At 30.1% G+C, this 7,602-nt stretch carries 8 protein-coding genes; all 8 read right to left on the reverse strand.

Annotated elements, in window-relative coordinates; all coding sequences use genetic code 11:
- Window positions 1-167: 167 nt before the first annotated feature.
- The 8 genes from ACFQ1U_RS02230 to ACFQ1U_RS02265 all read right to left on the reverse strand — a co-directional run bounded on the left by ACFQ1U_RS02230 (window position 168) and on the right by ACFQ1U_RS02265 (window position 7,447).
- Complete coding sequence (locus ACFQ1U_RS02230) at window positions 168-803, reverse strand: hypothetical protein (RefSeq protein ID WP_386104873.1); 636 nt, start codon at window positions 801-803, stop codon at window positions 168-170.
- A 220-nt stretch (window positions 804-1,023) separates the two neighbouring features.
- Window positions 1,024-1,362, reverse strand: a complete 339-nt coding sequence (locus tag ACFQ1U_RS02235) for a hypothetical protein (protein WP_386104875.1) — start codon at window positions 1,360-1,362, stop codon at window positions 1,024-1,026.
- A gap of 182 nt (window positions 1,363-1,544) precedes the next feature.
- The gene (locus tag ACFQ1U_RS02240; protein WP_386104877.1) at window positions 1,545-2,138 is read right to left on the reverse strand and encodes an FEKKY domain-containing protein; all 594 of its coding nucleotides are present in this window, start codon (window positions 2,136-2,138) and stop codon (window positions 1,545-1,547) included.
- A 215-nt stretch (window positions 2,139-2,353) separates the two neighbouring features.
- Window positions 2,354-3,067, reverse strand: coding sequence for a hypothetical protein (locus ACFQ1U_RS02245; protein WP_386104879.1), 714 nt, complete (start codon window positions 3,065-3,067; stop codon window positions 2,354-2,356).
- Between the two features lie 146 nt (window positions 3,068-3,213).
- Window positions 3,214-3,828, reverse strand: a complete 615-nt coding sequence (locus ACFQ1U_RS02250) for a hypothetical protein (RefSeq protein WP_386104881.1) — start codon at window positions 3,826-3,828, stop codon at window positions 3,214-3,216.
- A gap of 177 nt (window positions 3,829-4,005) precedes the next feature.
- On the reverse strand, window positions 4,006-4,677 hold the full coding sequence (locus ACFQ1U_RS02255; protein WP_386104883.1) for a hypothetical protein: 672 nt from the start codon (window positions 4,675-4,677) through the stop codon (window positions 4,006-4,008).
- 277 nt (window positions 4,678-4,954) lie between these two features.
- Window positions 4,955-6,832, reverse strand: a complete 1,878-nt coding sequence (locus ACFQ1U_RS02260; protein ID WP_386104885.1) for an ATP-dependent nuclease — start codon at window positions 6,830-6,832, stop codon at window positions 4,955-4,957.
- A gap of 174 nt (window positions 6,833-7,006) precedes the next feature.
- On the reverse strand, window positions 7,007-7,447 hold the full coding sequence (locus ACFQ1U_RS02265; RefSeq protein WP_386104887.1) for a hypothetical protein: 441 nt from the start codon (window positions 7,445-7,447) through the stop codon (window positions 7,007-7,009).
- Window positions 7,448-7,602 lie beyond the last annotated feature (155 nt).

The following is a 7,602-nucleotide window of genomic DNA, read 5'->3' on the forward strand; positions in this document are numbered from 1 at the left end:
GATTTAGGTCATTAGGTTACTACTTTTTTTAATGCTTTACAACGGTTTCGTATAACCCGTCAGTTATCGGACTAATTTAGCCAAAAATTTATAGTTATTTACTAGTTTAAGCAATTCTGAGTGGATTCGGACGTAGTCGAATCCGCCGTAATTGCGGTTATACATTGTTACCACACGTTTTTTTCTTTCGGTGTTGATTCATATTCCTTATTTGCACTTTCCAATATTTTCTTCTCTAATAATTTCGGAAAGTACTTCATAATTATTGTCGATTTGAGTTTGGTAAATACGTTAACTTTTTGGTCTGATTTTTCCCATAAGCTTTTAGCATCTTTTTCAGTTAGGATTTTTTCAATTCCGTTTTTAGAGTCAATTTTTATTAATGGAAATTCAGGTTGATTTTCTCCACAAAGCGTAATCTGTTTTCCTAATTCCGCACTCACTGTCTTCATAAAATCCGTTACTTTTTTCAATTCTAATTCTGATTGTATTTCAGAAGGATTAATGTCAAACTCGATTTGGTCGATAAGAAAAAAGTAGCATTTGACAATAATTCCGTCCAAATCAATTGTCGCAGATTTGGTTTCCAGTTCGCCAGTTTCGTCCGCAAACATTTTTTTCACATATCCGAAGTCAATTTTGTCAGTCAAATTATCTTCATAAACTCCAAAGGTCAGTTTGTAGTGAGAGTTCAATAAGTCAACTACTTTTTTCCAATCCGAAATAGTTGCGTTTTGAATATAAATATCTCTTAAGGCTCCATCCTTTTCAAATATCCATTCTATGTCTTTCCAATTTCTCAATGTTGCTCTTAAATGTGTGGTAACGGTTTCGTATAACCCGTCAGTTATCGGGCTAATTTAGCCAAAAGTTTTTAGTTATTCACTAGCTTAAGCAATTCTGAGTGGATTCGGACGTAGTCGAATCCGCCGTAATTGCGGTTATACATTGTTGGCAGTAGGTTTTTATTTCGATTAGTTTCATACAGCATTTGTTCTGTTTAAACTATAATTCAGACGTATTTTATTTTCGACGAATCATATATGAGTTAAATCCTTTAGTTGCGTCCATTTGTTGATACCAAAACAATACAGGAATTAATCCGCTTACTGTTCCAATTGCCCCGAACATATTCCAGAAAACTATAGCTGATATAATACCAGTTAGAATTCCAATTAGAATAATTATGTTATTTTGTTCCGCTTTTATGTCATTGACGTGTTTCTTTTCCATTTTTCCACAATGTTGGCAGTTCACGTTGAATTCATCTCCTTTTTCCATTTGTAAGTCAGGTCGAGTAGAAGCATTTGATTTTATTCGTATGTCTTTTTTACAAGAGCTACAATGAGTTGTTAATTTCATGTCTCAATGGGTTTGGTTTATATATTTTGAGTTGGTTAACTTACTGCCAACGTTTCTCGTATAAGGTTTGTTGCGTTGATTTTAGCCTAAAAGTAAGCAAAAATTAAACAACTTTGTGCCTGCGTATTTTTCCGAAGGAAAAATTTAGCAGCAATAAAGTTTATACAGTGTTGTACAACGTTTTAATTTATTCTAATTACTTTTTTATTCAATTTGTTAAAAAATTCATTCCCTATTTTTAGAGGTAATATTTTTAACATTCTCATATTATATTCTAAATAACAGTCATATTGTTCTATTTTTTCAAAATAGATATATTCAAAATTATACTGTTTTTCCACTTTTTTGTCCTCCTCATTAATTTCGTTTTTATTCAAATTTTGAGAAAACACAAAGAATTTCACATTATCATTTTTCAGATCAGTTATCGCTGTTTTTCCATTAGCAATGCATTTTTCAGTCAACGCAATTGATTTGTGTCTTTTTCGTTTTGTCCATTCTTTTTTAAACTTAAACCTTCTTAATGTGTCATTTTTGTAAGTAAAAACTAAATCATAGTGTTTTTTGTTCTCATTAGGAATTAATTCAAACTCTCCATTTTTATTCACGACAACAGGAATTTTGGTATTTTTTTCTTTAACAAGAATTAAACTAAATTTATAATAAAAAGAATTTGAAAAAAATAATTTCCCTCTAATTGTGTCATTTTGGGATTGAGTGTTTTCAACTTTTAAAAAAGCAAAAAGTAGGAAAGTTATCAGTAATTTTATTTTCATTCCTTAATGTTGTACAACGGCTTCGGCTATGATTAGTGCGGGAATAGGGAAGCGGATGCTTTCCGATTTAGCACTAAGGCGAAGCTTTTTGTTTGCTTTTATTTTTTCTTTTCAAAAGTCAAATCAAAATGATTTGACGACCTTATAAAAATACATTAAACTTTGGATTAAACACCAAACCCCGTATTAATTATAGCCATTGTTGGCAACAGTATTTATTCCACTTGTTTATTTCCGATATATTTAACCTTATGATGTTCAATATATTTAAAAACTCCTTTTTTACTTAATTGAATTTCTGACCACGTTGTGTCAATTTCAGTTTCTTTGTTTTGTTCAGCAGATTCTTCATCATAAATAGAAACATCAGTGTTTTCAATTCCATAATCGCTAAACCATTTTCCGTATTTTTTTCCGCCCCATCCACCATCTCCACCAGTATACCCTATCACACTTATACTTATTGTCTTTAAACTGTCTTTTTCTGCTGTAACAGCATAAAGTGTTCTGCAACAACTTTCGTCATCATATGTGAATGTATATAGATAGAAATCTTCGTACTCTTTAAATTCATTAAAAGCATATGCTTCAGGATAATCAGCGTGTAGATATTCAGGATATCCGATTTCAATTTTATGAGGCGTTATGTATTTCGTAATAAATTCTCCTGGTATTTTTTCTAAATTTTTAACATCGATTATCTCAAGGTCTATTTTTTTTGATAAAGTTTTAGTTTTTGTTTTAATATAATTAATATCAAATTCTGTTTTTGTATCAATTTCAGATATTGGTTTTAAATTGCTATTATCTAATTTTTCAACATTTAGTTCTGTAAGGTTTTGTTCCTTTTCGGTTTCCAATACTTTTTTAGTTTCCGATTTACAGAAACAAAATAAGATTATTATAAGAAGTAATAATGGTTTTTTCATATTGTTGCCAACGGTCTCGTATAACCGTCAGTTACGGGTTTATATGCGTTAATTTTCGGTTTAGCACGGACTTTAGCAATTCCGAGTGGATTCGGACGTAGTCGAATCCGCCGTAATTGCGGTTATACATTGTTGGCAACTGGCTTTTATACATTTTCAAAAAATTGTACTGCAAAAGAACAGAAGTCAATAATTACGTCTTTGTCCAAGTCAAATTCTTTCCGATTCCCCAAATAATTTTTGGAAGTAGGTGTAATTTCCTTTCCTTCGTTCAATTCAGTTACAGTTATGCACTTAATATGCTTTTTAGAAACTAAAATTATATAAGCATTTTCATAGGGATAATTTTTCGGTAAGTCTTTTACTTTAAATTCTCCGCTTGCTCTAAATTTTACTTCTAGAAAGTAAACTGATTTTGTTCTAGGGTCTTGAATTACAAAATCAGGCATTCTCCTAATTTCTTGGGCGACATCTGAACGAACCCCTTTTAATAATTCCATTATTCCAGGAATTGTATTTTCCATTCCGTACCTGAAAACATTGTAACCAAGACTTAAGAATAATTCTTGGATTAAAGTTTCAGCAATTCGCCCCTTTATCATTCCGTAACGATAGTTAAAATCTCTATCGCTTAATCCTTTCGATTCATCTTCGTCAATTTCTTCGACGATTGTTTCGTTTGAGTTTTGGTCTTTATAACATTTGTAGCAAAGTCCACCGTTAAATTTGGTATAACTGCCACATTCAATACATTCAGCCATTTTTTATTTTAAAATTCAGTTTTTTTTAGCTTGTTGCCAACGGTAAATTGTATGAGTAGTGGCAGATTGCGTGTTACTTTCCTGTCAAACCGCTACGCAGTATGAGCGGGCTAAAAGCCTTGATATTTACCACATTGCCTGCCATTACTTATACAAAATGTTAGCTACAGTATTTTATTAAAATTTGACTCTTTCAATTCTATCCTTTTTTAATTTTTCTAATATTGATTGTCTTTCGTGTTTATAATCAAATTCCGCATCAATCATATTAATATATTTTGATTGGTTAAAATACCAATTAACCGTTTCTCCATTAGGTTCTACCAAAAAATCTCCAACTACATATTGAGCAACAGAGTGAAAAATCATAACAGAAACAATCGCCAAAACCTTTTCTATGTCATTATTTAATTCACGTAATTCTTGAATTCCTTCATAGCCAATTGTTCTTCCAATTTCCGCTTTTGCTAATCTTTCTCGGATTTGATGTGAACTAGAATGTGAATATTTACATAGATAACCATATAGTCGTTTTGTCTCAGTCTTAAATTCTTCTTCTTTGTCTTTTAGATAAAAGAATTTTAATGTATTGATAGGATTAATATTTGAAGAATTTAATAGTTTCTCGTATTCATCTATTTGGTCTTCAAAGCTTTGTTTGGTTGTATTATTTACAATTAAACAACTTTTTATAGAAAGCTCTATTAAATACCTCAATTCTCTTCTACAAGTATTTGAAATTCCTTCTTTTGCTAGAATCTCAATTGAAATTACAGATTGAAGAATATCATCAATCATTCGTAAAAAGAAGTTTCTTTCTCCACTTACACCATCTCTGGCTGAATTCATAAGAGAAAATGACAAGCAATAGATAATAGATTTTCTCATTTTGAGTAATCTATTCCACTCATTTTTATATTCTTCAGAATCAAGTTCTTCTTGAATTTTACTTTTATTCATTTTAAAGTTTGAGTCGGTTTTATATTGTAGCTAACGGTTTTGTGTATGATTTCGTTGCGTGTTTAAGCACTAAAGTTAGCAAATAAATCAAAGTAGAAAGTCCGTGAGGACTTTCGTAAGTAGGCTATAACTAGCAATGAATTATACACAGTGTTACCTGCAGTTTTTATATTTCCAATTTAAAATCGTGAGGTATAGTTTTCTCGTTAAATACTATTTCATTATCTAACTCACTTAATGATTCCTTTATTTTCAATTTGCAAGTAAATCTTCTGTCGTCTTTGATTTCTAGAAAATTAACCTCTAATATTTGATTAAAAACTTTATAATTTATTTTTGCGTTATTTTTTAATTCAAGCATATTATCAATATCTCCTTTTGAAACTGCTCTTTGAATTGTTTGAATCCACTCTACTATTTGAAATTTCAAATGCTTACTTAAATCTACTTTGATTTGCGGAACTGAATCTGCTAAAATCGGCAATAACTCGGAATAGTTATTTTTTAGTTCTTCTATATCTGTACAAGATAAAATATAATCTTTTTCAGTATGGAAAGAAGTGTTTTTTTGTTTGTCTGAAAAGTTTAAATAATCTAGTGAAGTTTGAATGTAATAATGTTCAATCTCTCCTTTAGGAAAAATATAAATATTAGCAGTTTTTAGAGCTTCCAATAATTGATTAAACCTAGGTAATATAAAATTCATTTTTGCTTTTTGGTCTTCACTAATAATTGATAAAATTTTGTCTTTAAATTTAATTGTTGACAGTAAGAAAGATGTAACTACATTATATCTTTTTTCAGGTATCGAAACTATTGGTTTTAAAAATTCAATAATATGATTTAAATCTGTATCAGTAGTTGTTTTAGTTACAATGTCGTCAGCAACTTCTTTAAGTTTTCTTTCTAACTCACCTATTAAATTAGCTAAATCTGTACCTATTCCTGCGTTTTGAACATAAGTGTTACAGTTCGGTTCGTTTTGAGCAACTTCTCTTAATTTACCTTTAAATAAAGCGTCCAAATCTGCAATAATTCGAGCTTGAATTTTTAATTTTTTGCATAATCTATAAAATACTGCGAGTTCATCTTTTCCTCCAACATCAATGATACTTGAACCAGAGGCGCTAATATTATAATCTAACTTATCAAATAAAAGAGTTATTATTTGTTGGTCAGTATAACCTTCCACAAAAACTGGATTAGGTGAGAAGAAAAATTGTTTGTGATGTGTGTTAAAACGAGGTAAAAATTTAGTTAATATATATTCGTCTTGAGTATCTAAACTGTCTATAAAATTAAGAGGTTGATTATAGTGGCAAACTAATACGCTTTTCAAATCATCAATTCCTCTAAAGTCTAAAAAATATGGTGAGTGAGTTATTATAAAGAATAATTTTTTATCAGTTTCTGTTTTAGGGTTTCCTGAATGTTTTCTTATTTCACTCAATAAAAAAGATTGGTATTGTGGATGCAGATGTAGTTCTGGTTCATCTAGAATTAAACACTCTTTACTATCATCATATAAAAATGTTAGAAGTGTTATCAATTCCTTTAAACCGTGACATTCCTTTTCTTTAAGTCCATATTCAACACCACCAGAATTGTTTTGAATTTTTGGTTTTAAATAACCACCTTCTTCAACCAATCGAATAGTTTTATCAAATATGTCTGAAAGCAAAGCTTCTATTTTAATTCTTATATCTAGTCTTTCTTTGAGAATAATAAAAGCAGATGATGAAAGACCATAAGACTCGCCATTACTTTTAATACTTGAAAAGTTGGATATATTTAATCCTCTTTCAAAATTACTAGAACCATATGCTGAATAGGATTGTTTTTCAAATCCACTCAAACGTTCTGCATTCAGCATTCTTGTTTTATATCCTTGATTTGTTAATTTTGATTTTAATTGTTCTGCAAATAAAGATTTTCCAGTTCCATTTGGTCCTACAATTAAATTAATTTTTCCCCATTCATTTTTATTAAATACTTCAGTATTCCATAAGTCAGGAATATTAATGGATATTGGAATGTTTATCATTTATCTAGATGTTTTTTTAAATTGCAGGTAACGGTTTCGTATAACCCGTCAGTTATCGGGCTAATTTAGCCAAAAGTTTTAAGTTATTAACTAGCTTAAGCAATTCTGAGTGGATTCGGACGTAGTCGAATCCGCCGTAATTGCGGTTATACATTGTTGTACGCTGGCTTTTTTTCATGCTTTTACTAATTCCGATTTATATTTCTCTTTATTAATTGAATATAAAACTTGATTGAAATATATTAAAAAAGGTATTCCGCTCCCTAATGTTATCGCAAAAAGGAAATTGTCATAATTCCACGCTCCGAAACAGACAATTAAAAAAGAAATCAGCATTAAAATCAGTCCGATGTATATCCATTTCTGTTTGTTCAAAATATTTTTTGAAAATAATATTGCAACTGAAATCAGTTTCCCAATTAAGGAAATCAGAGCTATTAAAAACAGACTGCTTTCAAAAGGATATTCTTTCTGGAAGTCAAATCCGTTTTTGATTAGCATTGGAATACTGATAACTTCAAACATTATCATTATTCCGTAACCGTGTCCAGCAGGAACTCCAATCAGAATTATTGAGTTCAGAATTAAGGTTAATATTATAGCTTTTTTTATCAATTCAGTTGGGTTTTCAGCTTGCGTACAACGTTAATTTGTAAGAATAGTTGCGGGTTTGTATGCGAGGATTTTCCGAAGGAAAATCAGACGTTACAAACACGTAACGCATTTTGATTAAGTACTAACCGCAATTATTTTTATAAGGTGTTGGCAAT

This window comes from Tenacibaculum geojense, from assembly GCF_042676005.1.
GTDB lineage: Bacteria > Bacteroidota > Bacteroidia > Flavobacteriales > Flavobacteriaceae > Polaribacter > Polaribacter geojense.